Consider the following 25,355-nt stretch of genomic DNA (forward strand, 5'->3'; position numbering starts at 1 on the left):
GCCGGACCCTACTCCTCCGCTGGTCAGGAGGGGTACGGCAGCAGCCCGCCCGCGATCTTCGCCCAGGCCGCTCTCAGCTCGGCCAGGAGCTCCGGCTCGTCCTCGGCGCGGTCGGCCTGCTCGCGCTGGTCGGCGGCCAGGTCGTACAGGTGGTCCGTGCCCGCCGCGTCCCGGTAGTACTTCCAGTTCCCGCGGCGCAGCGCCCGCCCCGCCCGCACCCGCCAGAACAGATCCCGCTCCGGCACCTCCTCGCCGCGCAGCAGGTACCCGGCGAGACTCGTCCCGTCCAGCGGGTAGGCGGGGTCCGGCCGGGCGCCGCCGATCTCCAGCAGGGTCGCCGTCCAGTCGGGGGAGAAGTTCGGCTCATGGCTGACCTGGCGGCCGTCGATCCGGGCCGGCCAGCGCAGGATCGCCGGCACCCGGATGCCGCCCTCCAGCAGCCCGGACTTGGCGCCGCTGAGCGGCCAGTTGTAGGAGAAGCGCTCGCCACCGTTGTCGCTGGCGAACAGCACGAGCGTGTTCTCCTCCTGCCCGGACCGGCGCAGGGCGTCGAGGACCTCGCCGACGGCGGCGTCCAGGTCCTCGACCATCTCGACGTACTTGGCGACCGAGCCGCCGTCGTAGTGGAACAGCGCCTTGCTGACCTCGGCCTGGGAGGTGGCGGCCCGTATCCTCGCCGCGATCTCGGCGCCGGCCTCCTCGTCGCCCTCGGCCAGCCAGGGCCAGTGCGGGGTGGTGAAGTTGAGGTTCAGCAGCCAGGGCGCGTCGTGGTCACGGCCGACGTACTCGACGGCCCGCTCGGTGAGGACGGTCGTGTAGTACCGCAGGTCCCGGTACTCGGCGTCCCCTTCGTAGAGGTCGTACGTGCCGAGCTGGCCCAGCTTGGAGAAGTACTCGAGGACGCCCCCGAAGTTGCCGAAGAACTCGTCCCAGCCCGACTTGGTGGGGCTGTAGTCCGGCAGCCAGCCGCAGTGCCACTTGCCGATGAGCGCGGTGGCGTATCCGGCCTTCCTCAGCAGGGAGGCGAGGGTGGGGTGGCGCGGGTCGAGGCCCTGCGACCGGTTGGCGATGGGCTCGGCGAGCCCGCCCGGCGTCCGGCCCGGATAGCGGCCGGTGTACAGGCTGAACCGGGTCGGGGAGCAGGTCGCCGAGCCGGAGTAGGCGTCGGTGAAGCGCACGCCCTGCCGGGCCAGCCGGTCCAGGTGCGGGGTGCGGATGTGCGGGGCGCCGTACGACGACAGATCGGCCCAGCCGAGGTCGTCGCCCAGGATCACCAGGATGTTCGGGCGCCGGGAGGAGGCGGGGCGGGCCTTGAAGGGGCGTTCGGCGGCTTCGGCGGCGGTGGTCGTGGCGGCGACGGCGGACACGGCTCCGCCGCCGACGAGACCACCGAAGGCACGGCGGGATATCTCGGGCATGCGCTTCAGTTGATCAGCGGGCCCCCGTCCGGGGCCAGGAATCCGGCCGGGAGTTCATGGACCCGCAACGCCCCCTCAACACTGACCCGCAATGACCCCTCGACAGAGGCGCTTCAGCCGACCACCCTCAGCAGCAGCACCGCCCGCCCCGGCACCGTGATCGCCGTCCCCGCGCGATGGATCTCGCCCGGCGCCTCGTCCTGCTCCTCCCGTGACGTGTCGACGACCAGTTCGTACTCCTCCGCCCACGGCGGCGCCGGCAGCACGAAGCTCGCCGGGCGGTCCCCGGCGTGCAGGACGGCCAGGAAGCTGTCGTCCACGATCGGCGCGCCCCGCTCGTCCCGGCCCGGGATGTCCCGCCCGGACAGATACATGCCGAGCGTGGCGGCGGGCGCGTACCAGTCCCCTTCCGTCATCTCCGTGCCGCGCGCGGTGAACCAGGCCAGGTCCCGCAGCCCGTCCGCCGAGTGCGCCCGCCCGGAGAAGAAGGCCCGGCGGCGCAGCACCGGATGCCGGTGGCGCAGCTCGATCAGCCGCGAGGTCAGCTCGAACAGCGCCTTCCAGCCCGGGTCGTCCAGCAAGCCCCAGTCCAGCCAGCTGATCTCGTTGTCCTGGCAGTAGGCGTTGTTGTTGCCGCGCTGGGTCCGCCCCAGCTCGTCGCCCGCGACCAGCATCGGCACGCCCGTGGACAGCAGCAGGGTGGTCAGCAGGTTCCGCAACTGCCGCCGCCGCAGCCCGCGTACGCCCTCGTCGTCCGTCTCGCCCTCCGCGCCGCAGTTCCAGGCCCGGTTGTCGTTGGTGCCGTCCCGGTTGCCCTCACCGTTGGCCTCGTTGTGCTTGCGCTCGTAGGAGACGAGGTCGCGCAGGGTGAAACCGTCGTGCGCGGTCACGAAGTTCACCGAGGCGTACGGCCGCCTGCCGCCCCACGCGTACAGGTCGCTGGAGCCCGACAGCCGGTAGCCGAGATCCCGTACGTCCGGCAGCGCGCCCCGCCAGAAGTCCCGGACGGCGTTGCGGTACCGGTCGTTCCACTCCGTCCACAGCGGGGGAAAGGCACCGACCTGGTAGCCGCCGGAGCCCACGTCCCACGGCTCGGCGATCAGCTTCACCCGGCTCAGCAGGGGGTCCTGGGCGATGACGGCGAGGAACGGGGAGAGCATGTCGACGTCGTGCATGGAGCGGGCCAGCGCGGCGGCGAGGTCGAAGCGGAAGCCGTCGACGCCCATCTCCGTGACCCAGTAGCGCAGGGAGTCCGTGATGAGCCGCAGGACGTGCGGCTGGACCACATGGAGCGTGTTGCCACAGCCGGTGTAGTCGGCGTACCGGCGCGCGTCGCCCTGGAGCCGGTAGTAGCCGCGGTTGTCGATGCCTTTCAGGGAGAGCGTGGGCCCCAGCTCGCCCGCCTCCGCCGTGTGGTTGTAGACCACGTCGAGGATGACCTCGATCCCGGCCTCGTGCAGTGCCCGCACCATCCGCTTGAACTCGCCGACCTGCTGACCGGTCGTCCCGGAGGCCGCGTAGGCGGCGTGCGGGGCGAAGTAGCCGATGGAGTTGTAGCCCCAGTAGTTCTTCAGGCCGCGCCGCAGCAGATGGTCCTCGTGCGCGAACTGGTGGACCGGCAGCAGCTCCACCGCCGTCACGCCCAGCCTGACCAGGTGCTCGATCGCCGCCGGGTGCGCGAGACCGGCGTACGTGCCGCGCAGCTCCTCAGGGATCCCCGGGTGCATCTTGGTGAAGCCCCGCACGTGCACCTCGTAGATGACCGAGTCCGCCCACGGGGTCTTCGGCCGCCGGTCGTCCGTCCAGTCGTCGTCATCGTGGACCACGACACCCTTGGGGACGTACGGCGCCGAGTCCCGGTCGTCCCGGACGGTGTCCGCGACCTGCTGCTGCGGCCAGTCCCGGACATGGCCGTACACCTCCGGCGGCAGCCCGAAGTCGCCGTCCACCGCGCGGGCATACGGGTCGAGCAGCAGCTTCGCCGGGTTCCAGCGGGCGCCGGTCCACGGATCCCAGCGGCCGTGCACCCGGAAGCCGTAGCGCTGTCCCGGCATCACGCCGGGCACGAAACCGTGCCAGATCTCGTGCGTCAGCTCGGTCAGCTTGGCCCGGGTCTCCTTGCCCGACTCGTCGAACAGACACAGTTCGACCGCCTCGGCGCCGCCCGCCCACAGCGCGAAGTTGGTTCCGGCCACCCCGTCCGGGCCCACCCGGTAGCGGGCGCCCAGCGGAGTCGGCGCGCCCGGCCACACGGGCACGCCCGGTGTCCGGCGCGCTGTTCCGTTCAGTACGGGCGCCGGGCTCTCCACGGCACGCTCCTGAGCCACTGCCTGACGCTCGGCTGCGCTGCTCGACACCTTCGGCCTCCCACGGCTCTCGGAACGACGTGGAAACGGGCATGCCAAGTCCCCGGAAGCGGCTCCCCGTCGCGTCGTCCTCCCCACTGTTCTGCCCAGCGCTTGGCTCGCACTCACGTTTCCCCGGAGCGTGCCCGGTCGTTGGGCTCGTCGTGAGGCACGTACAAGGGCGCGCGCGGCGCGCGGGGGCCGCACTGGCCGCCGTACTGACATGGGCAGGACTGCTGGCCGGAGCCGCCGGCTGCACTTCGGACACCCCCGGCGGGGTGGGTCTGGGCGGGTTGGGCAGACCTCCGGCACCCAAGGAGGTGATCCAGATCTCCCCGGACGACGGCAGCAAGGGGGTGGACCCCGAGGAGGAGCTGCGGGTCCGGGTGCCCAGCGGGCGCCTGGAGTCCGTGAAGGTCGTCAAGTCGCAGGACGCGCAGGAGACCCCGGTCCCCGGGCACGTCTCCGCCGACGGGCTGCGCTGGGAACCCGACGACCGGCAGCTGGCGCTCGCCGCCCGCTACACGGTCGACGTGGTTGCCCTCGACGGCCACGGCCGCCGCTCCGCCCGGCACACCACCTTCACCACGTACGTCCCCGAGGAGCGCTTCATCGGGTACGTCACCCCCGAGAACCGCGCCACCGTCGGCACCGGGATGATCGTCTCCCTGGAGTTCAACCGGGAGATCGAGAACCGCGCCGCCGTCGAACGCGCCGTCCATGTGACGGCCCGCCCGGCCGTCGAGATCCGTCCGCACTGGTTCGGCAAGGGCCGCCTCGACTTCCGCCCCGAGCGGTACTGGAAGCCCGGCACCGAGGTCACCGTCTCGCTCAAACTCCGTGACGTGGAGGGCGCGCCCGGGGTCTACGGCCTGCAGTACAAGACGTTCTCCTTCACCGTCGGCCGCCACCAGGTCTCCACCGTCGACGCCGCCGAGCACACGATGGACGTCCGGCGCGACGGCGAGCTGCTCGCGACCGTGCCGATCACGGCGGGGGCCCCGAAGACCACGACGTACAACGGCAAGATGGTGGTCACCGAGATGCTCGAGGTGACCCGGATGAACGGCGCGACGGTCGGCTTCACCGACAACGACGGCAAGGGCGAGTACGACATCCCGGACGTCCCGCACGCCATGCGGCTGACCGAGTCCGGCACCTTCCTGCACGGCAACTACTGGGCGCCGGACGCCTTCGGGAAGGTCAATGTCAGCCACGGCTGCGTGGGGCTCAGGGACGTCAAGGGCGGGGGCTCGGACACGCCCGCGGGCTGGTTCTTCGACCGCAGCCTGATCGGTGACGTCGTCGAGGTCGTCCGCAGCAAGGACAAGAAGGTCGCTCCCGACAACGGCCTGGGCGGGTGGAATATGGACTGGAAGGCGTGGAAGGCCGGGAGTGCGGTGAAGTAACAGGAAAGGGGTGCCACTTGGCGCACCTGTCCGTCCAAGTCGGTACCCCACTCGGTACGGAACGGTGACAATCGCGGGGCGCCAAGCGAGATGACCTTGTGGTTAATATGCGCCGAGCGCCTGCCGACGCGCGGGGGCGGGGGGCCTGACCAGGCCCGGCGAGGGGAGAGAAGGACTTGAACGTGCGACCGATATCGGGGGCGTCGGTTGGGGGGCGCAGGAGGCTTGCCGCGGTGCTCGCGGGAGGCCTCCTGCTGGCCGTCACCGCGTGCGGCGGGGGCTCGGACTCGGGCTCCGGCGACGGGAAGGGCAAGTCCGGGGGCGACTCCGGGCAGGCCGCGAGCGGGCCGTCGCAGGCCGTGGTCTCCATAGCCCCGAAGGACGGCGCCAAGTCCGTCGACACCAGCGGCGCGCTCAAGGTCAGTGCCGCCAAGGGCAAGCTGTCCGAGGTCGTCGTGAAGGACCCCAAGGGCAGGGCGATATCCGGGAAGATCACCGACGGGGGCGCCTCCTGGACGCCGTCCACGCATCTGGCGGCGTCCACCGAGTACTCCGTGCACGCGGTCGCGAAGGACGCCGAGGGCCGCGAGACCGCCGAGGACTCCAGCTTCACCACCCTCACGCCGCAGAACACCTTCCTCGGCACCTTCACCCCCGAGGACGGCTCGAAGGTCGGCGTCGGGATGTCCTTCTCCCTCCGCTTCGACCGGGGCATCACCAACCCGGACGAGGTCGAGAAGGCCGTCACCATCAAGACCGAGCCGGCCGTGGACGTCCAGGGCCACTGGTTCGGCAACGACCGCCTCGACTTCCGCCCCGAGAAGTACTGGAAGGAAGGCACCAAGGTCACCGTCCAGCTCAACCTCGACGGCGTCGAGGGCCGGGACGGCGTCTACGGCGAGCAGACCAAGACCGTCGACTTCACCATCGGGCGCGACCAGGTCTCCGTCGTCGACGTGAAGACCAAGAAGATGAAGGTCATGCAGGACGGCAAGGTCGTCAAGACCCTCCCCGTCACCACCGGCAAGCCCGGGTACGACACCTGGAACGGCCAGATGGTCATCACCGAGAAGTTCGTCGAGACCCGGATGAACGGCGACACCGTCGGCTACGACGGCGAGTACGACATCGATGACGTCCCGCACGCCATGCGCCTGAGCCAGTCCGGCACCTTCATCCACGGCAACTACTGGGGCGGCGACGCCTTCGGCAACTACAACGCCAGCCACGGCTGTGTCGGCCTGCGCGACGTGAAGGGCGCCTGGGACGGCGGCACCCCCGCCGCCTGGTTCTTCAACCACTCCATGATCGGTGACGTGGTGGTCGTGAAGAACTCCAACGACGCGACGATCGCCCCGGACAACGGCCTCAACGGCTGGAACATGTCCTGGGAGGAGTGGACGAAGTAGGGCCTGTCCGGCGGACAGGCCCTGGCGGGGGCCGGGGTTCTGTCGGGGGGTTAGTCACCGTTAACCTGCGAGGCATGACCGTGAATCTCGAAGTCGCCGAGGGCGTGGGCACGCTCCGCCTGGACCGCCCCCCGATGAACGCGCTGGACGTCGCCACCCAGGACCGGCTCAAGGAGCTGGCCGAGGAGGCGAGCCGCCGCGACGATGTGCGCGCCGTGGTGATCTACGGCGGCGAGAAGGTGTTCGCGGCCGGCGCGGACATCAAGGAGATGCAGGCCATGGACCACACGGCCATGGTCCTGCGCGCCCGTGCCCTGCAGGACTCCTTCACCGCCGTGGCCCGCATCCCCAAGCCGGTGGTGGCGGCGGTGACGGGGTACGCCCTCGGCGGCGGCTGCGAACTGGCGCTCTGCGCGGACTTCCGGATCGCCGGGGAGAACGCCAAGCTCGGCCAGCCGGAGATCCTGCTCGGTCTGATCCCGGGCGCGGGCGGCACCCAGCGGCTGTCCCGGCTGGTCGGCCCGTCCAAGGCCAAGGACCTGATCTTCACCGGCCGGATGGTCAAGGCGGACGAGGCGCTGTCCCTCGGCCTGGTGGACCGGGTGGTCCCGGCCGAGGAGGTGTACACCGCCGCGCACGAGTGGGCCGCGAAGCTCGCGCAGGGTCCGGCGATCGCGCTGCGCGCGGCGAAGGAGTCCATCGACACCGGCCTCGAGACCGACATCGAGACGGGCCTCGCGGTGGAACGGAACTGGTTCGCGGGCCTGTTCGCGACCGAGGACCGGGAGCGCGGGATGCGGAGCTTCGTGGAAGAGGGCCCGGGCAAGGCGAAGTTCCTCTGAACCGGGGCGCCTGATCCGGCGGAAGTGCTTGCAATTGACGCGATGTCTGATCCGGGTCCCTCGATGGGACGGTTTATGGCAGCCTTAACTGAGCCTTAAGCCTGTCTTGTCGAGGAGGCCCGTCGATTGCCGTCAACAGAGCCTCCGCCGCAGGTCAGACGGGCCGTGGAAGACTCCGAACTGCCTCCGGCATATGCCGATCGACGCTCGCGGAATGGTGGATTCCGGGGGGCGTATTCCGCGGGAACGGCCCCGGAGTGTGTTCTGGGCGGCCATGATGGGGGCATGGCGGGGCTGGAGGGTATCGAACAGCCGCGGGGACACGGCCGTGCGACCGCGGCGCGCTGGTCGCCGGCGGTCGAGGACGAACACGCCTTGAGGGCGCTGGAGTTGTTCGGCAACCCCACGGAGGCGGAGGTTCCGCTCCCTTCCCGCCCGGAGTCGGCGGCGACGGCCCGCCGGCTCGCCCAGGTAGTGGTACTGCGCCAATGGGGCCTGACGGCGAAGATGACGGAGGACGCCGTCTTACTGGTCTCGGAACTGGTGGGAAACGCGGTCCGCCACACCGGGGCCCGGGTGTTCGGCCTCCGGATGCGCCGACGGCGCGGCTGGATCCGTATCGAGGTCCGCGATCCCTCGCGGGGCCTGCCCTGTCTGATGCCGGTCCAGGAGATGGACATCAGCGGCCGGGGTCTGTTCCTGGTGGACAAACTGGCCGACCGCTGGGGAGTGGACCTGCTGCCGCGGGGCAAGACGACCTGGTTCGAGATGCGGGTGGCGGACCGCTGAGGGTCCCCTCTCGGCCCTGAGGGTCCCCGTCCCCTCTCGGACCTGAGGGTCCCCGTCCCCTCTCGGACCTGAGGGTCCCCGTCCTCTCTCGGCCCTGAGGGCCCCTCGGACCCGGGGCGCCGCCACCAAGCGGACCAATCGCCCGAATTCCACCCCGTCCGCCCTTAAATAGGGCAGGTGACCACGACCGACCGCCGGACGGTCCTCGGCGCAGCCGCCGGACTCGTCACCGCCACGGCCCTCACCGCCGCCTGCACCACCACCGGCGCCGTCGCCCACCACATCGCCCCCGCACACCGCACCCCCCGCCGCCTTCCGGCCCACACCACCCACCTCACCCACGGCCCCGGCGACACCCGCCGGGTGGCCCTCACCTTCCACGGCAACGGCGACCCCGCCACCGCCGACGCGATCCTCGAGGAAGCCGAGCGCCGAGGCGCCCACCTCACCGTCCTGGCCGTGGGCACCTGGCTCGACGCGAATCCCCGCCTCGCCCGCCGTGTCCTCGACGGCGGCCACGACCTCGGCAACCACACCGAGCACCACCTCGACATCAACGCGATGCCGCAGGCCCGGGCGCAGGCGGAGATCACCGCATGCGCCCAGCGCCTGCGCCGCCTCACCGGCTCCATCGGCACCTGGTTCCGCCCCTCCCGGGCTCCCCGGGCCTCCCCGCTCGTCGCCCGCCTGGCCCGGGACGCCGGCTACCCCCACGTCCTCTCCTACGACGTCGACTCCCTCGACTTCACCTCACCGGGCCCCGAGGCCATCACCCGCACGCTGGCCACGGACATCCGCCCCGGATCGATCGTGAGCCTGCACTTCGGCTACCCGGACACGGTCGCCGCCCTGCCCGCCGTACTCGACGACCTCGACCGTCGCGGACTGATCCCCGTCACCACCACGGAGTTGTTCAGCTGATGCACCGCTACCCCCCGCACCGCAACCTCGTCAGAACGACCCTCCTCGCCGGCGCCGTCCTCGCCGCGATCGCCGCCTGCGGCACCGAGACCAGGAACAAGACCACCGACGCCCGCGCCACCAAGGCCGCCGCGGTCCCCGCGCCGCCGAAGAAGAAGCCGGTCCAGGGCCTGCCCGGGATGCCCCCGGTCCTCGACCCCAAGGACGTCTACGCCGCCGACCGCCCGAACAAGCTCTCCCAGGTGGTCAAGGACTTCCCGAGCCGGGTCTACGTCCCCAACACCGAGTCCGACACCGTCTCGGTCATCGACCCGAAGACGTACGAGATCATCGACACGATCCCGGTCGGCCGGCAGCCCCAGCACGTCGTCCCCTCCTGGGACATGAAGACCCTCTGGGTGAACAACAACCGCGGTCACACGCTCACCCCCATCGACCCGAAGACCGGCAAGGCGGGCAAGGAGGTGGAGGTGCACGACCCGTACAACCTCTATTTCACGCCCAACGGCAAGTACGCCGTCGTGATGGCCTCGCTCGACCGCGAGCTGGTCTTCCGTGACCCGCACACCATGAAGACGGTCAAGACCGAGCCGGTCACCTGCTACGGCGTCAACCACGCCGACTTCTCGCTGGACGGCAAGTACTTCATCGTCTCCTGCGAGTTCAGCGGTGAGCTGCTCAAGGTCGACACCCAGAAGATGAAGGTGATCGGGCAGCAGAAGCTCCCCTTCGACGGCGCCATGCCGCAGGACGTCAAGGTCTCCCCGGACGGCAAGAAGTTCTACATCGCCGACATGATGGCCGACGGAATGTGGGTCCTGGACGGCGACTCCTTCGCTGAGCCCAAGCTGCTGCCCACCGGCAAGGGCTGCCACGGCCTCTACGTCAGCCGCGACTCGCGCGAGATGTACGTCTCCAACCGAGGCGAGGGCACGGTGTCGGTCTTCGACTTCACCCGGAACAAGCTCACCAAGAAGTGGCACCTGCCCGACGGCGGCAGCCCTGACATGGGCGGGGTCTCGGCGGACGGCAAGGTCCTGTGGCTGTCGGGGCGTTACGACGCCGAGGTGTACGCCATCGACACCCGCACCGGCGCCCAGCTGGCCCGCATCCCGGTGGGCAGCGGCCCGCACGGCCTGGCGGTGTACCCGCAGCCGGGGCGCTACTCACTGGGCCACACCGGCATCTTCCGCTGACGCCCGGCCACCAGGTCTGACGCTGAGCAGCAACTCCGACCCCACGGGCCGGTAACCGGCCGCCTGGAACGCCCGCATACTGCGGGCGTTCCCCGCCGAGACCTGCGCCCACACCGGCTCGCCGCTACTCAACTTCCTTGCAGCGAGCGCGAGTTCTCGTCCCAGCCCGCGATGCCGTACCCCGTCCGCCACCTCGACCGCGGCCTCCAGCCGCCCCGCGACCCCGCGACCGAGGACCAGGACGCCGCCGTGCGCGGCCCACACGCGCACATCGTCCCGGCGCCTGCGCGAGGACACCACGCGCGGATGCGCGGGGTCGTCGATCCGCCTCAGCTCCACCCCGGGCCGCCCCGGCAGCGCGGCGCCGACCGTCATCACGTCGATCGTGTCCGTCCCGCGCCCGGTCCGTTCCATCAAGGCGGCCAGGAACAGCGGGTTCATCGTGGCCGCCAGCGCGTCGCAGTCCAGGGCGTCGAGCGTCTCGTACACCCAGTCCTCGTCCTCGTCCGTGGCGATCACGGAGTGCGCCGTGAAGGCGAAGACCCCCGCGTCCCGGGGAGAGGGCTGGGGCACGACGGTCGTACGGCCGTCCGGAGGCGGGAAGATCCCTTCGGCCGCCGCCTCCAGAATGTCCCGCAAGGTCTCCACGCGCGCTCCTCGGGTGTGGTCGCGGCATGGGCCGCTCGGACGGCCAGTTAATCTGACCTCCGGCAACAAGCCGCAAGGTACGACGGAAAAGGGGCGGATCGGTGGCCGACATCGACGAGGCACGCAAGCATTTCGAGCGGATCGACACGGACGGTGACGGCTTCATCACCGCGGCCGAGTTCAAGACCGCCCTCGCCCAGGGCGGCGACTGGAACGTCACCGAGGCCGTCGCCGAGGCCATCATCAAGTCCCGCGACCTCAACGGCGACAAGATGCTGTCCTTCGACGAGTTCTGGATGTACCTCAACAAGTGACGCGTGCGGACAGGGGGGCGCCCGTCGGGTGCCCCCCTTCCTCATGCCCGACGGGCGATCCGCACGCTCCACCGGCCCTCGCGCCGCTCCAGGGCGAGCGGCAGGTCGAAGCACTTGCCGACCTGGTCACCGGTGAGGACGTGCGCCGCCGGGCCCTGCGCGAGAACCCGGCCGTCGCGCAGCAGCAGGGCGTGCGTGGTGCCGCTCGGCAGCTCCTCCAGATGGTGGGTGACGAGGACGGTCGCGAGGCGCGGACGCTCCCGGCGCAGCTCGTCCAGCGCCTCCAGCAGGTGTTCTCGGCCCGGCAGATCGAGCCCGGTCGCCGGTTCGTCCAGGAGCAGCAGCCGCGGTTCCGGCATGAGCGCACGGGCGATCAGCGTCCTGCTCCGTTGCCCGTGGGAGAGCGTGGGCCAGCGGGCGGCGCCGAGATCCCCGAGCCCCAGGGTGGCCAGGAGCCGGTCGGCCCGTGTCCCCTGCTCCGGCGTCGGGCGCCAACGGGGCAGCGGTGCGACGGAGTTGGTCACCCCGGTCAGCACGACGTCCCGGACGCGCAGCGGCTCGGTCAGCGGATGGCGGGGGTCGACATGGCCGACGTACGCGCGCAGCTCGCGCAGGTCGACGCGGCCCAGTCGGCGGCCGAGGACCTCCACCGCCCCGCGCGTGGGATGCACCCGCGCCCCGAGGAGGCCGAGCAGGGTGGACTTGCCGGCGCCGTTGGGGCCGAGGAGCGCCCAGTGCTCGCCCTCCCGGACGGTGAGCCCCACCTCCTGGAGGACCGGCCGCCCGTCCCGGACGACGTGGACGTCCTCCGCGCGCAGGACCGCCGTCATCGCAGCGCCCGATTGACGGCCGACAGCACCGCCCGCACCGGGGCCGCCGGGCCCTCGCCCGCGCCCCAGGCCACCGTGCCGTTCACCCGGCACTCGGCGCAGGCCGTACGGCCCTCCTCGTGGAAGTCGAGGATGTCGACCCGGTATCCGGCGCCGGCCAGGGCGTCGACGAAGGCGGACGCGGGGCCGGGGCCCGAGCCCTCGAAGTCGCCGGTGCGGTCGGCGGTGCGCAGGGTGCAGACGAACCGCGTAACCGCGCCCTCCGGATGGACCGACCACGCCTCCAGGGCCACTTCGCCCTCGTCGGCCACGTACGTCGAGCGGAACAGGTCGTACAGCTCCTTCGGCGTCAGCTCTCCGCCGCTGTCGTCCGTGGCCCGCTGGACCGCGCGGGCGAAGTCGGGCCGCATGCGCGGCGGTACGTCGATGCCGTGGTGGGTGCGCAGGAGGTACGCCGATCCGCCTTTGCCCGACTGGGAGTTGACGCGGATCACCGCCTCGTAGGAGCGCCCGATGTCGGCCGGGTCCACCGGCAGGTACGGGACCTCCCAGGGCCCGTCCGGACGCGCTGCCCGACGCGCCAGTCCTTTGCTGATCGCGTCCTGGTGGGTGCCGGAGAACGCGGTGTGGACCAGCTCGCCCGCATAGGGGTGCCGGGGGTGGACGGGCAGCCGGTTGCACTGCTCCACCGTGTCCCGCACGCGGTCGATGTCGCTGAAGTCGACCATGGGGTCCACGCCTTGGACGTACAGGTTCATCGCGAGGGTCACCAGGTCGACGTTCCCGGTCCGCTCCCCGTTGCCGAACAGGCAGCCCTCCACCCGCTGGGCGCCCGCCAGGACCGCGAGTTCGGCGCAGGCGACCCCGGTGCCGCGGTCGTTGTGGGGGTGCACCGAGAGGATGACGGAGTCGCGGCGGGACAGCCGGCGGTGCATGTACTCGATCTGGTCCGCGTAGACGTTCGGCGTGGCGATCTCCACCGTCGCCGGGAGGTTGTGGGTGACCGGGCGGTCCGGGCTCGCGTCCCACAACTCCGTCAGCATGTCGCACAGTTCGAGCACGAAGTCCGGTTCGGTGAGGTTGAAGGTCTCCGGCGAGAACTGGAACCGCACGTCCGTGCCGTCCGCCCGCCGGGCCATCCGCTCGGCCGCCTCGCGCACCGTCCGGCGGATCTCCGCCCGGCCCCGGCCGAGGACGACGTCCCGCCACACCGGCGAGGTCGCGATGTACAGGTGGACGACCGCCCGCGGCAGCCCCTCGATCGACGCGAAGGTCCGGTCGATCAGATCCGGCCGCGCAGCGGTGAACACGACAGGGGTGACGTCGTCGGGCACGGCGTCGGTGGCCACGAGATGCCGTACGAAGTCGAACTCCGCACGGCTCGCGGAGGGATAGCCGACCTCGATCTCCTTGAACCCCGTCGAGATCAGCAGGTCGTAGAAGCGGCGCTTGCGCGGGGTGTCCATCGGTTCGGCGAGCGCCTGGTTGCCGTCCCGCAGATCGACCGGGACCCACAGCGGGGCGCGGTCGAGGCGGGCGGAGGGCCAGGCGCGGTCGCCGGCCGGGACGTGCACGCGCTCGTGGTAGGGGCGGTAGCGGTGGTGCGGCATGCCGCTGGGGCGTTGGGGGTTCCAGAACGGGGCCATCGCCGGTCACTTCCTTCGGCTCGGTCGGGCGCCGACCGGCAGCGCGGAGCCCCGCGGCGGGGTGCCGGTCGCGTCAGGCCCCGCCGCGGCAGCCGAGAAGGAGACCGCGGAACGTCATGACCGGTAGGCTAGCCACTCCTCAGCTCCTCAGACAAGTGAGAATCGCTGTGAACGCCCGTGCACCTCGGACAAGTTGGTGAACCATGTCGTCGCTAGGCCCGCTACGCCCCAGCCCGCTGGTGGAACAGGCCGCCGAACGCCTGCGCGCGCGGATCTCCGCCGGGCACTGGGCGGTCGGCGACAAGCTGCCCGGTGAGACGACCCTCGCCAAGGAGCTGGGCGTCGGCCGCTCGACCGTGCGCGAGGCACTGCGCGCGCTGGCCGGCGCCGGTCTGGTGCGGCCGCGGCAGGGCGCCGGTGTCTTCGTCCTCGCCACCGAGCCGGCGGCGGACTGGCCGACCCGGCTGCGCCGGGCGGCGGTGACCGACGTCTACGAGGTCCGGATGGCCGTGGAGGTGCACGCGGCCCGGCTGGCCGCCCGGCGCCGGACGCCGGAGGACGTCGCGGCGATCGAGCTGGCGCTGGAGGGCCGCCGGACGGCTTCCGCCGGGGACGACACGGCCTTCGTCGACGCCGACATCGCCTTCCACGCGGCGGTGGTCGCGGCGGCGCACAACCCCGTGCTCGACGACCTCTTCGCCGAGTTCACCCCGGTCCTGCGCCGCGGCCTGGTCGACCTGCTGTCCCTGACGGGGCTGCGCGAGAACGACCCCAACACCGCCGACGAGGCCCACGCGGCCCTGGTCCGGGCGGTCGCGGACGGGGACGCCGAGGCGGCGGCGCGGGTGCTGCGAGGGGAACTGGAAGATCCGTTCGGCGGCTAGCGTCCTTTCAGGGCGCCCGCCTGCGGTACTGGCCCGGCGCCACCCCGAACTCCCGCTTGAATGCCTTGGCGAAGGCGAACTCCGAGGCATAACCGGTGCGTTGGGCGATCAGCCGGAGCGGCACGTCGTCCTCGCGCAGCAGCCGGCCCGCCGTCGTCATGCGCCACCAGGTCAGATACGTCAGGGGCGGCGTCCCCACCAGCGTCGTGAACCGGCGGGCGAAGGCCGCGCGGGACAGGCCGCCGCGGGCGCCGAGCTCCTCCACCGTCCAGGGGTGCGCCGGGTCGCCGTGGAGCGCGCGCAGCGCCGCCGCGACCGCCGGGTCGGCGAGGGCCGCCGCCCAGCCGGTGGGATGCCCGGAACCATGGCGCTCGCGCAGCCACCAGGCCCGCAGGATGTAGAGCAGCAGGGTGTCCAGCAGCGAGGTCACGATGGTGTCCGAGCCCGGCTGGGGGTCCGCCAGCTCGGCGCCCAGCAGCTCCACCGCCGCCCGCAGCGACCGGTGCGTGCCGACGCGGGCCGGCAGATGCACCACCTCGGGCAGCTCGGTCAGCAACGGGTGGGCGCGGGAGCGGTCCAGTAGATACGCGCCGCACAGCATGACCGTGGCCGGGGGCCCCGAGCCCACCGGGTCGGGCGGCAGTTCGGGCCAGGTGCCGTCGTCCTTGAGCCGTACCTCCTCCATCGGAACGTCCAGGCCGCTGGCCACCCCGTGTCCGCGCCCGCTCGCCAGGAACACCACGTCACCGGGGGCGAGTTCGACCGGTTCGCCGTCCCCGGGGATCAGCCAGGCGGACCCCCTGAGCAGTACATGGAACCCGGCGCCGGACGAGGCCTCGAAGCGCATGCCCCACGGCCCGTACTTGTCCTGGCGGGAGGAGTGCGGTCGTCCGGTGCGCATGGCGGCGACGGCGTCGCTGAGGACATCCATGTCCGCACCATAGCGTCCACGCCGACCAGCGAGACGAACGGACATCAACCAGAGACCGACGGACATGGATCGTCTCTCCGGCGCCCCCGTACCGTCGTTCTCATGCCAACTACCGCACGTACCGTGCTCTTTCATGAGATCGGCGGCCCCGAGGTGCTGGTGATCGAGGACGCGCCCGTCCCCGAGACACCCGGCCCGGGTGAAGTCACCCTCCGGGTCGAGGCGTTGGGCCTGAACCGCGCCGAAGCCCTCTTCCGTGCAGGCACCTACTACTACCAGCCGACGCTCCCGGGCTCCCGGCTCGGCTACGAGGCTTCCGCCGTCGTCGAGGCGGTCGGTGAGGGCGTCACCGAACTCGCCGTCGGCGACCCGGTGATGACAGGACCGGGCATCGAGTTCGGCACCCAGGGCGTGTACGCCGAGCGCGTCGTCCTGCCGCGGTCCGCGGTCGTACGGCGCCCCGCCTCCGTCGACGCCGTGACCGGGGCCGCCGCCTGGCTGACGTACACCACCGCCTACGGCGGCCTGCTGGAGACGGCCGGCCTGCGCCCCGGAGACCACGTCCTGATCACCGGCGCGTCCAGCGGGGTCGGCACGGCGGCGATCCAGGTCGCGAGGCGCGTCGGCGCGATCCCGGTGGTCACGACCCGCACGGAGGACAAGCGCAAGCAGTTGCTGGACCTGGGCGCGGCCGAGGTGGTCGTGGCCGACGGGGGAGGCGCGGAGACGGTGGCCGAGGAAGTCCGCCGCGTCACCGGCGGCCGAGGCGTGGAGGTGATCTTCGACGCGATCGGCGGCCCTGCCTTCAAGGACGTGGCGGGCGCCCTCGCGGAGGGCGGTTCCGTGGTCGTCTACGGCTGGCTGGACGGCCGCCCCACCGAGATCCCGTTCAACTGGCCCTTCACGATCCACACGTACGCCAACATGGCCCTCACCGACACCCCCGGCGGTCGCCGCCGCTCCACCGCCTTCCTCAACGCCGGTCTGGCGGACGGCGGCTTCCGCCCGGTGATCGCGGAGGTCTTCGAGGGCCTGGAGAGCATCCAGGACGCCCACCGGCTGATGGAGTCGAACCGGCACACGGGGAAGATCGTCGTGCGGCTCTGAAGAGGCGAGTGGAATAGCCGGGGCGCCGAAGGGGTTGGCGCACGATGTATGCATGTGCATCAACCCTGGAAGGCGGAACTCTCATGAAGATCGGCATCATCGGCGCGGGCAACATCGGCGGCAACCTCACCCGGCGGCTGACCGCCCTCGGCCATGAGGTGTCCGTCGCCAACTCACGCGGACCCCAGACGCTCACCGAGCTGGTGGCGGAGACCGGGGCGACCGCGGTACCGGTGGAGGAGGCCGCGCGGGGCGCCGAGATCGTCGTGGTCACCGTCCCGCTGAAGGCCGTACCGGAGCTGCCCGCCGGAGTCCTGGAGGGGGCCGCAGAGGGAGTCGCGGTCATCGACACCGGCAACTACTACCCCCAGCAGCGGGACGGGAAGATCGCCGGGATCGAGGACGAGGGCCTGACGGAAAGCCGCTGGACCGAACGCCAGTTGGGCCACCCGGTGATCAAGGCCTTCAACGGCACGTACGCCCAGGACATCCTGGACCGCCACCGCCCGGCCGGCGACCCCGACCGCATGGCCCTCCCGGTCGCCGGCGACGACGAGGCGGCCAAGACGAAGGTCCGCGCCCTGATCGACGAACTCGGCTACGACACGGTCGACGCGGGCGGCATCGACGACTCCTGGCGCCAGCAGCCCGACACCCCCGTCTACGGCCTGCGGGCGGGAATCGAGGAAGTCACCAAGGCCCTGGCGGAGGCCTCCCCGGACCGCAAGCCGGAGTTCACGGCCTGAGGCCGACCGCTCAGCTGTTCTGGGCCCACTCCCGCAGCGCGGCCTTGCTCGCGAAGTCCGCCACGTTCCGGTCCAGCGGATCGTCCGTGTACTGGTGGAAGCGCCACTTGGCCCGGATGCGGGGCTTGCCCGCCGTGACGTAGTCGGCGATCCAGAGGCCGTCGCCGGCGTAGGACGTGCGATCGATGTTCAGCCAGTAATTGCGGTTGGCGTACAGCACGACCGGATTGTTCGGCCGCAGTTCCTTCACCTTGCGGATGAAGAGGTCCTTCTCCGCGTTGCTGGCGTGCGTTCCGTCGCTCGTCGTCTCCCAGTCGACCGCGAGGATGTCGCCCGCCTTCTCCGGGGCGTGCTTGACGAAGTAGTCGGCCTGGGCGGAGAGGTTGCCGGGCCAGAGGAAGTGGTAGAAGCCGACGACCAGACCCGCCTCACGGGCTCGCTTCGTCTGGGCCGCCAGCTTCGGGTTGACGTACGAACGGCCCTCCGTCGCCTTGATGAAGACGAAGGAGAGGCCGTCCGTGTCGTACGCCGAGGACTGGTACGCGCTTACGTCGATGCCGCGCAACATCGTGGGGGACTCCCTGAAGTGTGAGTGGGGGGACGGGAGTTGTTGATGCCCCAATTGCGCCCGGCCGGAACGCTCAGCACTCGATGATGTTCACCGCGAGCCCGCCCCGCGCCCTCTCCTTGTACTTGACGGACATATGGACGGCTATTGATCACGGGGTTGAACTGCACTTTTGGCCTGCCCAGGCTTGCCTTGAATCACCTCAGGGACCCTTTGGGGACTTCTTGTCGAGGGCTGACTGCAACATATCCCATGCTGCGGAAGACGCCTGCGGGATTGGGCAGTTGCTGATCGGGCGGCATGCGATGGCTTCGGCGAGCCTTGCATTTATAATGCGGAGGTCTCGGGTTCGAATCCCGAAGGCGGCTGGCATCGAGGGCAGCGCCCCCAAGGCGCAACTCCCTTCGAAGGGTTCTTCCGTCTCCTCGACGCCTACCGAGGCGATGTGGCGCGCCATCCGGCGCCAACCACCGCAACGACCCGGCTTCCCGGCATCGAGTACATGAACAACACATTCGTCACCCTCTTCTGGCGTCGACGACTCCTCACACAAGCCGTGGCGCGGCTCGGAGGACTCGGTTTCCGCGTCGTGCACCTCGCAGCAGGCGAGTGGACCACGGAACAGGACATGCACCGAGCGATCGCTGCCGCGCTGCACTTCCCCGAGTACTACGGAAACAACCTGGACGCCCTCAACGACTGCCTCGGCGACGAGGCCTGTTACGGAGGCTACGGCGACGCGGTCGAAGGCGCCGGACTCGTGCTGTCCTTCACCGACTACGACCGCTTAGCCGCCGCGTGTCCCAAAGCAGCCCAGGCCGTGCTGGACATCACTGCCGATGAGGCTGGCCGGGCCGCAGTGCTTCAGCGCCGATTCTTCGCCCCGGTCCACAGCAGCAACCCGGACATCCGGTTCGAACCCGTCGGAGCCGTGCCCATCATCTGGAACGGCGACGAATAGGCGGACAGCCGCGGCTGAGTGAGTGGCATCAGAGGAAGACGACTGAAACCCTGCCCGACGGGGCCCGGCCCAGCCCGCCGCCGGGCCTCCCTGGGGCCAGAATGAGGCTGGAAGAACAGGGAAACACCGGGAGTGATCACCAAACCCCGGGTGCCCCAATGCGTGGAGCTCTTCAGTCGCGGTTTCGATGATCCTGCGCGCGCCGACCAGCTGCCGGGCCTCTTCCTGCTTCGGGGCGCGTTTTCTGAGACTTAGTGAGTGTCGGGCTCTGGGTCCGGCAGGGGGAGTTCGTCGAGGTCGAGGGTGAAGGTGCGGCCGTCGGCCAGGGGGATGGGGAGCTTGCCTGTGCCGTATGCGCGGGTGTGGGCGGTGCTGTAGCCGCTGGAGGTGGGCTCGGTGTGCAGGACGACTTCCCGGGCGTAGGGATCCACGACGAGGTAGACGGGGATCCCGTACCGGCCGTACTTCGCGGTGCAGTCGTCGTAATCCTTGCGTGCCGAGGACGTGGAGACGACCTCCGAGATCAACAGGACGTCCTCGAAGCTGTAGCGCTTGCCCTCCTTGCGCGCGTCCTCGCGCAGGATGGCCAGGTCGGGGGCGGAGTTCTCGTCGGCGGGAAAGTCGATGTAGACGTCCGAGGTGACCTTCGCATGACGGCCGAGGGCGAGAGAGTCGATCTGCATCGACCTGATCGTGCTGGAGTGCTCTTCGCTCTGCGGGGTCATGATGATCTTTCCGTCGGTGCCGAAGAACACCACGTATCCCGCGGGGAACTCGGTGTGCGTGATCGCCTCGACACTCATGGACGGTGCTCCTTCCCGTGTGCCGTCATGATACGGCGGACAGAGCCGTCCCACGGGTGGACTTCCGTGACGTGCGCGCACCACAGGGGGAACCGGTCCGCACGAGCGGCCGCCGTGACGCGGGGCATGAGCTGGGCCCGTAGGTGTTCAGACCCAACAGCTGGCGTAGGGTGACTTTCAGGGCGGCGGCCATCTTCCGGGTGGCCATGGGGTGGGTCCGCCGCTGTCCCGCCTGGGCCCGCAGGTTCACCCTCGCGATGCCGACCCACTCCTTCCTCGCCGTCGTCCGCGCCGACGAACACGCGCAGTGTCTCCCGGGGCTGCTTCGAACCGTTCGATACCGAGAGCGAAGGTCTTCGCGGCGTACTGCGCCACCACCATCGGCGGGTAGGAAATCGTCGGGGGCGTATACCGCGCGGCACGGCGATGTGTACTGCTGCGGGGATGTCGTCGATCAGCTCAGGCGGGGCCAGGGAGGATTCACCGCACAAGACGGCGCGAGGGGCCCGTGCGCACACGGCCAGCAGATCCACGTGCGCCGCTTCCGGGGGGCGTTTGCCCGCCGGTACACCCCACGAGACAGTTCGTCTATCTCCCCCTCCGTGACCAAGTGCGCCGGATCGCGAGGGGAGAGCAGGGCCTGCCGCGCCTGCGTCGTCGTGAATGTGGGGAAGAGGTCGGCCGGCCGCTGCTCCAAGCGCGGGTTTCCGCAGCGTTCATGTATCGAATGGCACCCCTTGAGCGGGGGTAGGGGATCGATTTGAGACATCAGCGGCACATCCGGCGTTGATCACGTGCCGCGAACCTGCAGGTCAAAAGCCCCTTCCAGCGGGATGTCCCAGGGACTTTTCAGGTACTTTCACGCCTGTCCCAGGGAGTCTCCAAGGGGCTTTCCGCCGCGTGAGCAGGAGGCCCCGACAGCGCTGAAAGACACGAACGCGCAGGTCAGGGCCTATTCCCTCAGCACTCGATGATGTTGACCGCCAGGCCCCCCCGCGCCGTCTCCTTGTACTTGACGCTCATGTCCGCGCCCGTGTCCTTCATCGTCTTGATGACCTTGTCCAGGGACACCTTGTGCGAACCGTCGCCGCGCATCGCCATCTTCGCCGCCGTGACCGCCTTCACCGCGGCCATGCCGTTGCGCTCGATGCACGGGATCTGGACGAGGCCGCCGACCGGGTCGCAGGTCAGGCCGAGGTTGTGCTCCATGCCGATCTCGGCCGCGTTCTCCACCTGCTCCGGGGAGCCGCCGAGCACCTCGGCCAGCGCGCCCGCCGCCATCGAGCACGCCGAGCCCACCTCGCCCTGACAGCCGACCTCGGCGCCGGAGATGGACGCGTTCTCCTTGAAGAGCATGCCGATCGCGCCCGCGGCCAGCAGGAAGCGGACGACTCCGTCCTCGTCCGCGCCCGGCACGAAGTTGATGTAGTAGTGCAGGACCGCCGGGATGATGCCCGCGGCGCCGTTCGTGGGGGCGGTCACCACCCGGCCCCCGGCCGCGTTCTCCTCGTTCACCGCCATCGCGTAGAGCGTGATCCACTCCATCGCGTGCGCCAGCGGGTCGCCCTCCGCCCGCAGCTGGCGGGCGGAGACCGAGGCCCTGCGGCGTACGCGCAGGCCGCCCGGCAGGATGCCCTCCCGCGACATACCGCGCGAGACGCACGCCTGCATCACCCGCCAGATCTCCAGCAGGCCCTCGCGGATCTCCTCCTCGGTCCGCCAGGCCCGCTCGTTCTCCAGCATCAGGGACGAGATCGAAAGACCCGTCTCCTTCGTCAGGCGCAGCAGCTCGTCGCCGGTGCGGAAGGGGTACTTCAGCACGGTGTCGTCGAGCTTGATCCGGTCGGCGCCCACCGCGTCCTCGTCCACGACGAAGCCGCCGCCGACCGAGTAGTACGTCTTCGACAGCAGCTCGGCGCCCGTCGCGTCGTACGCCCATATCGTCATGCCGTTGGCGTGGTACGGGAGCACCTCGCGCCGGTGCAGGACCAGGTCGTCGTCGAAGGAGAACGCGATCTCGCGCTCGCCCAGGAGCGAGAGGCGGCCCTCGGACTTGATCGTCTCCACCCGGTCGTCCGCCGTCTCCACGTTCACCGTGCGCGGCGAGGCGCCCTCCAGGCCGAGCAGCACCGCCTTCGGCGTGCCGTGGCCGTGCCCGGTCGCGCCGAGGGAGCCGTACAGCTCGCAGCGGACCGAGGTGACGGACTCCAGCAGCCCTTCGTTGCGCACGCGGCGCGCGAACATGCGCGCCGCCCGCATCGGGCCGACCGTGTGGGAGCTCGACGGGCCGATGCCGATCGAGAACAGGTCGAAGACCGAGATGGCCACGGGAACTCCTCCAGAGAGGGCAGGGGGCGCACGTCGTCGGGCGCCCCCCACCAGGGAACTACTACTTGCTCAAACCGGGATACAGCGGGTGCTTGTCAGCGAGCGCCGTGACCCGGGCCTTCAGCGCCTCGACGTCGTAGGACGGCTTCAGTGCCTGTGCGATCACGTCGGCGACCTCGGCGAAGTCCTCGGCGGTGAAGCCGCGGGTGGCCAGGGCCGGGGTGCCGATCCGCAGACCCGAGGTCACCATCGGCGGGCGCGGGTCGTTGGGGACGGCGTTGCGGTTGACCGTGATGCCGACCTCGTGGAGTCGGTCCTCGGCCTGCTGGCCGTCCAGCTCGGACTCGCGCAGGTCGACGAGGATCAGGTGCACGTCCGTGCCGCCGGACAGGACGTTCACCCCGGCCTCCCGGGCGTCGGGGGCGGTCAGCCGCTCGGCGAGGATGCGCGCACCCTCCACCGTACGCCGCTGGCGCTCCTTGAAGTCCTCCGAGGCCGCGACCTTGAAGGAGACCGCCTTCGCGGCGATCACGTGTTCCAGCGGGCCGCCCTGGAAGCCGGGGAAGACCGAGGAGTTCAGCTTCTTGGCGAACTCGGTGCCGCGGGCGAGGATGATGCCGCCGCGCGGGCCGCCGAGGGTCTTGTGGGTGGTGGAGGTGACCACGTCGGCGTGCGGGACCGGGTTGGGGTGCAGCCCGGCGGCGACCAGGCCGGCGAAGTGGGCCATGTCGACCCACAGGTAGGCCTCGACCTCGTCGGCGATCCGCCGGAACTCGGCGAAGTCCAGCTGACGGGGGTAGGCCGACCAGCCGGCGATGATCACCTTGGGGCGGTGCTCCTTGGCCAGGCGCTCGACCTCGGCCATGTCGACCAGTCCGGCCTCGTCGACGTGGTAGGCGACCACGTTGAACTGCTTGCCGGAGAAGTTCAGACGCATGCCGTGGGTGAGGTGGCCGCCGTGGGCCAGGTCCAGGCCGAGGATGGTGTCGCCGGGCTGGGCCAGCGCGAACAGCGCGGCCTGGTTGGCGGAGGCACCGGAGTGCGGCTGGACGTTGGCGTAGGCGGCGCCGAACAGGTCCTTGACCCGGTCGATGGCGATCTGCTCGGCGACGTCGACGTGCTCGCAGCCGCCGTAGTAGCGGCGGCCCGGGTAGCCCTCGGCGTACTTGTTGGTCAGGACCGAGCCCTGGGCCTCCATGACGGCGAGCGGAGCGAAGTTCTCCGAGGCGATCATCTCGAGCGTGGACTGCTGACGGCCCACCTCGGCGTCGACCGCGGCGGCGATCTCCGGGTCGAGCTCGTGCAGGGGAGTGTTGAGAAGAGTCATCTACGATCCTCAGCCGGCGGAGAAGGCGGTGTACTCGTCGGCGGAGAGCAGGTCGCCCGGCTCCTCCGCCACGCGTACCTTGAACAGCCAGCCGCCCTCGAAGGGGGCGGAGTTCACCAGCGACGGGTCGTTGACGACGTCCTCGTTGATCTCGGTGACCTCACCGCTGACCGGGGAGTACAGGTCGCTGACCGACTTGGTGGACTCCAGCTCGCCACAGGACTCGCCCGCGGCCACCGTGGAGCCGACCTCGGGGAGCTGGGCGTAGACGACGTCACCGAGCGCGTTGGCCGCGAACTCCGTGATGCCGACCGTCGAGACGCCGTCCTCGGCGACCGACAGCCACTCGTGCTCCTTGCTGTAGCGCAGCTGCTGGGGGTTGCTCATGGCCTGAATTCTCCTGTACGCGGGGGAGTGCTGATGAATGGGGGACTGCTGGAGGCGTGCGTGAGCAGCGGTGATGTGCTCAGCATCACCTACGGCGGCATGTCTGGCGCCTGCAGGCGACTACTTCTGGCGCTTGTAGAACGGCAGCGCCACGACCTCGTACGGCTCGTGACTGCCCCGGATGTCCACGCCGACACCTGCCGTGCCGGGCGCCGCGTGCGCGGCGTCGACGTAGGCCATGGCGATCGGCTTGCCCAGCGTGGGGGAGGGGGCGCCGGAGGTGATCTCGCCGATGACCTGGCCGGCCGCGACGACCGGGTACCCGGCGCGCGGGACCCGGCGGCCCTCGGCGATCAGGCCGACGAGGACGCGCGGCGGGTTGCTCTCCGCGCGGGCGGCGGCCTCGGTGAGCGCCTCGCGCCCGACGAAGTCGCCCTCCTTCTCGAACTTGACCACCCGGCCGAGCCCGGCGTCGAAGGGGGTGAGGCCGGTCGTCAGCTCGTGCCCGTACAGCGGCATGCCCGCTTCCAGGCGCAGGGTGTCCCGGCAGGACAGGCCGCAGGGGACCAGGCCGACGGGCGCGCCGGCCTCGGTCAGCGCCTGCCACAGCGTCTCGGCGTCCGAGGGCTTCACGAACAGCTCGAAGCCGTCCTCACCGGTGTACCCGGTGCGCGCGATCAGCGCCGGGACGCCCGCGACGGTGCCGGGCAGGCCCGCGTAGTACTTCAGGCCGTCGAGGTCGGCGTCGGTGAGCGACTTCAGGATGCCCGGGGACTCGGGGCCCTGGACGGCGATCAGCGCGTACGCGTCCCGGTCGTCGCGGACCTCGGCGTCGAAACCGGCGGAACGATCCACCAGGGCGTCCAGCACGACCTGGGCGTTCGAGGCGTTGGCGACGACCATGTACTCGGTCTCCGCGAGCCGGTAGACGATCAGGTCGTCCAGGATGCCGCCGTCGGCGCGGCAGATCATGGTGTAGCGGGCGCGGCCGACACCGACGGAGGCGATGTTGCCGACCAGGGCGAAGTTCAGCAGCTGGGCCGCCTGCGGTCCGGTCACCGTGATCTCGCCCATGTGGGAGAGGTCGAAGAGGCCGGCCCTGGTGCGCACGGCGTTGTGCTCGTCACGCTCGGAGCCGTAGCGCAGCGGCATGTCCCAGCCGGCGAAGTCGGTCATCGTCGCGCCGAGCGACCGATGCAGGGCATCGAGGGCGGTACGGCGGGGTTCAGGACTGCTCATCGGACGTGTGTCTCCCAAGGCATGACGGCGAGGTCGTTCCTCCCCATCTGTCATCGGAACCTGAGAGGTTCGTCATGACCTCATCGGGGCATGACTTGCACCTTGGGTGGGACCACCGGCGACGGCGGTCCGCTTTTCAGATGTGCCTCGCCCGCGCGGTAACGGGGCCTGAGAGATTCAAGGGAGGGACTTGCTCCTTCGGCGCCCCAGCTCAAGGCTGGGAACTCTCCCGCGCGGATTCAAACGGCCGGTATGCAGTTGGCGCGGACATCATTGCACGCATCGGTCCGGTACGGCAGGGCCGCAT

23 protein-coding genes and 2 riboswitches are annotated in these 25,355 nt (G+C 70.5%); of the genes, 11 read left to right on the forward strand and 12 right to left on the reverse strand.

The window, feature by feature from the left end:
- Positions 1-23: 23 nt before the first annotated feature.
- Both AC068Z_RS31090 and glgX read right to left on the reverse strand, forming a co-directional pair.
- Positions 24-1,418: a sulfatase family protein gene (locus AC068Z_RS31090; protein ID WP_478563030.1), complete on the reverse strand. Its 1,395-nt coding sequence runs from the start codon at positions 1,416-1,418 to the stop codon at positions 24-26.
- A gap of 113 nt (positions 1,419-1,531) precedes the next feature.
- A complete protein-coding gene (gene glgX / locus AC068Z_RS31095) occupies positions 1,532-3,775 on the reverse strand; it encodes a glycogen debranching protein GlgX (RefSeq protein ID WP_478563033.1) in 2,244 nt (747 codons plus the stop codon).
- A 152-nt stretch (positions 3,776-3,927) separates the two neighbouring features.
- On the opposite strand from glgX, the gene AC068Z_RS31100 reads away from it, so the two are divergent.
- The 6 genes from AC068Z_RS31100 (at position 3,928) to AC068Z_RS31125 (ending at position 10,329) form a co-directional block, all read left to right on the forward strand.
- On the forward strand, positions 3,928-5,172 hold the full coding sequence (locus AC068Z_RS31100) for a L,D-transpeptidase (protein ID WP_478563036.1): 1,245 nt from the start codon (positions 3,928-3,930) through the stop codon (positions 5,170-5,172).
- Between the two features lie 176 nt (positions 5,173-5,348).
- Entirely contained in the window at positions 5,349-6,581 is a 1,233-nt protein-coding gene (locus AC068Z_RS31105) for a L,D-transpeptidase (protein WP_478563039.1), read from the forward strand.
- 74 nt (positions 6,582-6,655) lie between these two features.
- The gene (locus tag AC068Z_RS31110; protein WP_478563042.1) at positions 6,656-7,423 is read left to right on the forward strand and encodes an enoyl-CoA hydratase/isomerase family protein; all 768 of its coding nucleotides are present in this window, start codon (positions 6,656-6,658) and stop codon (positions 7,421-7,423) included.
- Positions 7,424-7,708: 285 nt separating this feature from the next.
- The gene (locus AC068Z_RS31115; protein WP_478563045.1) at positions 7,709-8,212 is read left to right on the forward strand and encodes an ATP-binding protein; all 504 of its coding nucleotides are present in this window, start codon (positions 7,709-7,711) and stop codon (positions 8,210-8,212) included.
- Between the two features lie 177 nt (positions 8,213-8,389).
- The gene (locus AC068Z_RS31120) at positions 8,390-9,133 is read left to right on the forward strand and encodes a polysaccharide deacetylase family protein (RefSeq protein ID WP_478563048.1); all 744 of its coding nucleotides are present in this window, start codon (positions 8,390-8,392) and stop codon (positions 9,131-9,133) included.
- A complete protein-coding gene (locus tag AC068Z_RS31125; protein ID WP_478563051.1) occupies positions 9,133-10,329 on the forward strand; it encodes a YncE family protein in 1,197 nt (398 codons plus the stop codon). Before AC068Z_RS31120 ends, AC068Z_RS31125 begins: the two co-directional genes overlap by 1 nt.
- Here the strand turns inward: AC068Z_RS31125 and AC068Z_RS31130 are convergent.
- Positions 10,300-10,977: a GNAT family N-acetyltransferase gene (locus tag AC068Z_RS31130; RefSeq protein ID WP_478563053.1), complete on the reverse strand. Its 678-nt coding sequence runs from the start codon at positions 10,975-10,977 to the stop codon at positions 10,300-10,302. The genes AC068Z_RS31125 and AC068Z_RS31130 overlap by 30 nt on opposite strands.
- A gap of 101 nt (positions 10,978-11,078) precedes the next feature.
- Between AC068Z_RS31130 and AC068Z_RS31135 the strand changes: the two genes are divergently transcribed.
- The gene (locus AC068Z_RS31135; protein ID WP_478563056.1) at positions 11,079-11,291 is read left to right on the forward strand and encodes an EF-hand domain-containing protein; all 213 of its coding nucleotides are present in this window, start codon (positions 11,079-11,081) and stop codon (positions 11,289-11,291) included.
- 41 nt (positions 11,292-11,332) lie between these two features.
- Here AC068Z_RS31135 and AC068Z_RS31140 read toward each other — a convergent pair whose 3' ends face one another.
- Together AC068Z_RS31140 and AC068Z_RS31145 are read right to left on the reverse strand one after the other, a co-directional pair.
- Complete coding sequence (locus tag AC068Z_RS31140) at positions 11,333-12,121, reverse strand: ABC transporter ATP-binding protein (protein WP_478563059.1); 789 nt, start codon at positions 12,119-12,121, stop codon at positions 11,333-11,335.
- On the reverse strand, positions 12,118-13,767 hold the full coding sequence (locus AC068Z_RS31145) for a 2-isopropylmalate synthase (protein WP_478563062.1): 1,650 nt from the start codon (positions 13,765-13,767) through the stop codon (positions 12,118-12,120). Before AC068Z_RS31145 ends, AC068Z_RS31140 begins: the two co-directional genes overlap by 4 nt.
- Positions 13,768-13,970: 203 nt before the next feature.
- Here AC068Z_RS31145 and AC068Z_RS31150 point away from each other — a divergent pair, with 203 nt between their 5' ends.
- On the forward strand, positions 13,971-14,651 hold the full coding sequence (locus AC068Z_RS31150) for a FadR/GntR family transcriptional regulator (RefSeq protein WP_478563065.1): 681 nt from the start codon (positions 13,971-13,973) through the stop codon (positions 14,649-14,651).
- A gap of 7 nt (positions 14,652-14,658) precedes the next feature.
- Here AC068Z_RS31150 and AC068Z_RS31155 read toward each other — a convergent pair whose 3' ends face one another.
- Complete coding sequence (locus AC068Z_RS31155) at positions 14,659-15,582, reverse strand: AraC family transcriptional regulator (protein WP_478563068.1); 924 nt, start codon at positions 15,580-15,582, stop codon at positions 14,659-14,661.
- A gap of 102 nt (positions 15,583-15,684) precedes the next feature.
- Between AC068Z_RS31155 and AC068Z_RS31160 the strand changes: the two genes are divergently transcribed.
- Both AC068Z_RS31160 and AC068Z_RS31165 read left to right on the forward strand, forming a co-directional pair.
- On the forward strand, positions 15,685-16,689 hold the full coding sequence (locus tag AC068Z_RS31160; RefSeq protein WP_478563070.1) for a zinc-dependent alcohol dehydrogenase family protein: 1,005 nt from the start codon (positions 15,685-15,687) through the stop codon (positions 16,687-16,689).
- A gap of 83 nt (positions 16,690-16,772) precedes the next feature.
- Entirely contained in the window at positions 16,773-17,435 is a 663-nt protein-coding gene (locus AC068Z_RS31165; protein WP_478563073.1) for an NADPH-dependent F420 reductase, read from the forward strand.
- 10 nt (positions 17,436-17,445) lie between these two features.
- Here the strand turns inward: AC068Z_RS31165 and AC068Z_RS31170 are convergent, their stop codons facing one another.
- Positions 17,446-18,003, reverse strand: a complete 558-nt coding sequence (locus AC068Z_RS31170; RefSeq protein ID WP_478563076.1) for a glycoside hydrolase family 25 protein — start codon at positions 18,001-18,003, stop codon at positions 17,446-17,448.
- Positions 18,004-18,448: 445 nt separating this feature from the next.
- Between AC068Z_RS31170 and AC068Z_RS31175 the strand changes: the two genes are divergently transcribed.
- Positions 18,449-18,964, forward strand: a complete 516-nt coding sequence (locus tag AC068Z_RS31175; protein WP_478563079.1) for a barstar family protein — start codon at positions 18,449-18,451, stop codon at positions 18,962-18,964.
- Between the two features lie 251 nt (positions 18,965-19,215).
- Here AC068Z_RS31175 and AC068Z_RS31180 read toward each other — a convergent pair whose 3' ends face one another.
- The 5 genes from AC068Z_RS31180 to gcvT all read right to left on the reverse strand — a co-directional run bounded on the left by AC068Z_RS31180 (position 19,216) and on the right by gcvT (position 25,048).
- The gene (locus tag AC068Z_RS31180) at positions 19,216-19,767 is read right to left on the reverse strand and encodes a Uma2 family endonuclease (protein WP_478563082.1); all 552 of its coding nucleotides are present in this window, start codon (positions 19,765-19,767) and stop codon (positions 19,216-19,218) included.
- A 960-nt stretch (positions 19,768-20,727) separates the two neighbouring features.
- Positions 20,728-22,095, reverse strand: coding sequence for an L-serine ammonia-lyase (locus AC068Z_RS31185; protein ID WP_478563084.1), 1,368 nt, complete (start codon positions 22,093-22,095; stop codon positions 20,728-20,730).
- 61 nt (positions 22,096-22,156) lie between these two features.
- Positions 22,157-23,422: a serine hydroxymethyltransferase gene (glyA, locus tag AC068Z_RS31190; RefSeq protein WP_478563087.1), complete on the reverse strand. Its 1,266-nt coding sequence runs from the start codon at positions 23,420-23,422 to the stop codon at positions 22,157-22,159.
- Positions 23,423-23,431: 9 nt separating this feature from the next.
- Positions 23,432-23,809 carry a glycine cleavage system protein GcvH gene (gene gcvH / locus AC068Z_RS31195; protein ID WP_478563090.1) on the reverse strand — a complete coding sequence of 126 codons (378 nt, stop codon included), beginning with the start codon at positions 23,807-23,809 and terminating at the stop codon, positions 23,432-23,434.
- A 120-nt stretch (positions 23,810-23,929) separates the two neighbouring features.
- Positions 23,930-25,048: a glycine cleavage system aminomethyltransferase GcvT gene (gene gcvT, locus AC068Z_RS31200; RefSeq protein ID WP_478563093.1), complete on the reverse strand. Its 1,119-nt coding sequence runs from the start codon at positions 25,046-25,048 to the stop codon at positions 23,930-23,932.
- Between the two features lie 37 nt (positions 25,049-25,085).
- Positions 25,086-25,194, reverse strand: a riboswitch (glycine riboswitch).
- A riboswitch (glycine riboswitch) is annotated at positions 25,195-25,290 on the reverse strand.
- Positions 25,291-25,355: the final 65 nt, after the last annotated feature.

The sequence above is a fragment of the Streptomyces sp. NPDC043726 genome, assembly GCF_056436565.1.

Excerpts from the sequence above, each read along its gene's own strand:
- AC068Z_RS31090 (WP_478563030.1), bottom strand. The coding sequence starts at position 1,418 with ATGCCCGAGATATCCCGCCGTGCCTTCGGTGGTCTCGTCGGCGGCGGA.
- AC068Z_RS31110 (WP_478563042.1), top strand. The coding sequence starts at position 6,656 with ATGACCGTGAATCTCGAAGTCGCCGAGGGCGTGGGCACGCTCCGCCTG.
- AC068Z_RS31115 (WP_478563045.1), top strand. The coding sequence starts at position 7,709 with ATGGCGGGGCTGGAGGGTATCGAACAGCCGCGGGGACACGGCCGTGCG.
- AC068Z_RS31125 (WP_478563051.1), top strand. The coding sequence starts at position 9,133 with ATGCACCGCTACCCCCCGCACCGCAACCTCGTCAGAACGACCCTCCTC.
- AC068Z_RS31140 (WP_478563059.1), bottom strand. The coding sequence starts at position 12,121 with ATGACGGCGGTCCTGCGCGCGGAGGACGTCCACGTCGTCCGGGACGGG.
- AC068Z_RS31145 (WP_478563062.1), bottom strand. The coding sequence starts at position 13,767 with ATGGCCCCGTTCTGGAACCCCCAACGCCCCAGCGGCATGCCGCACCAC.
- AC068Z_RS31150 (WP_478563065.1), top strand. The coding sequence starts at position 13,971 with ATGTCGTCGCTAGGCCCGCTACGCCCCAGCCCGCTGGTGGAACAGGCC.
- AC068Z_RS31155 (WP_478563068.1), bottom strand. The coding sequence starts at position 15,582 with ATGGATGTCCTCAGCGACGCCGTCGCCGCCATGCGCACCGGACGACCG.
- AC068Z_RS31160 (WP_478563070.1), top strand. The coding sequence starts at position 15,685 with ATGCCAACTACCGCACGTACCGTGCTCTTTCATGAGATCGGCGGCCCC.
- AC068Z_RS31165 (WP_478563073.1), top strand. The coding sequence starts at position 16,773 with ATGAAGATCGGCATCATCGGCGCGGGCAACATCGGCGGCAACCTCACC.
- AC068Z_RS31170 (WP_478563076.1), bottom strand. The coding sequence starts at position 18,003 with ATGTTGCGCGGCATCGACGTAAGCGCGTACCAGTCCTCGGCGTACGAC.
- AC068Z_RS31180 (WP_478563082.1), bottom strand. The coding sequence starts at position 19,767 with ATGAGTGTCGAGGCGATCACGCACACCGAGTTCCCCGCGGGATACGTG.
- glyA (WP_478563087.1), bottom strand. The coding sequence starts at position 23,422 with ATGACTCTTCTCAACACTCCCCTGCACGAGCTCGACCCGGAGATCGCC.
- gcvH (WP_478563090.1), bottom strand. The coding sequence starts at position 23,809 with ATGAGCAACCCCCAGCAGCTGCGCTACAGCAAGGAGCACGAGTGGCTG.
- gcvT (WP_478563093.1), bottom strand. The coding sequence starts at position 25,048 with ATGAGCAGTCCTGAACCCCGCCGTACCGCCCTCGATGCCCTGCATCGG.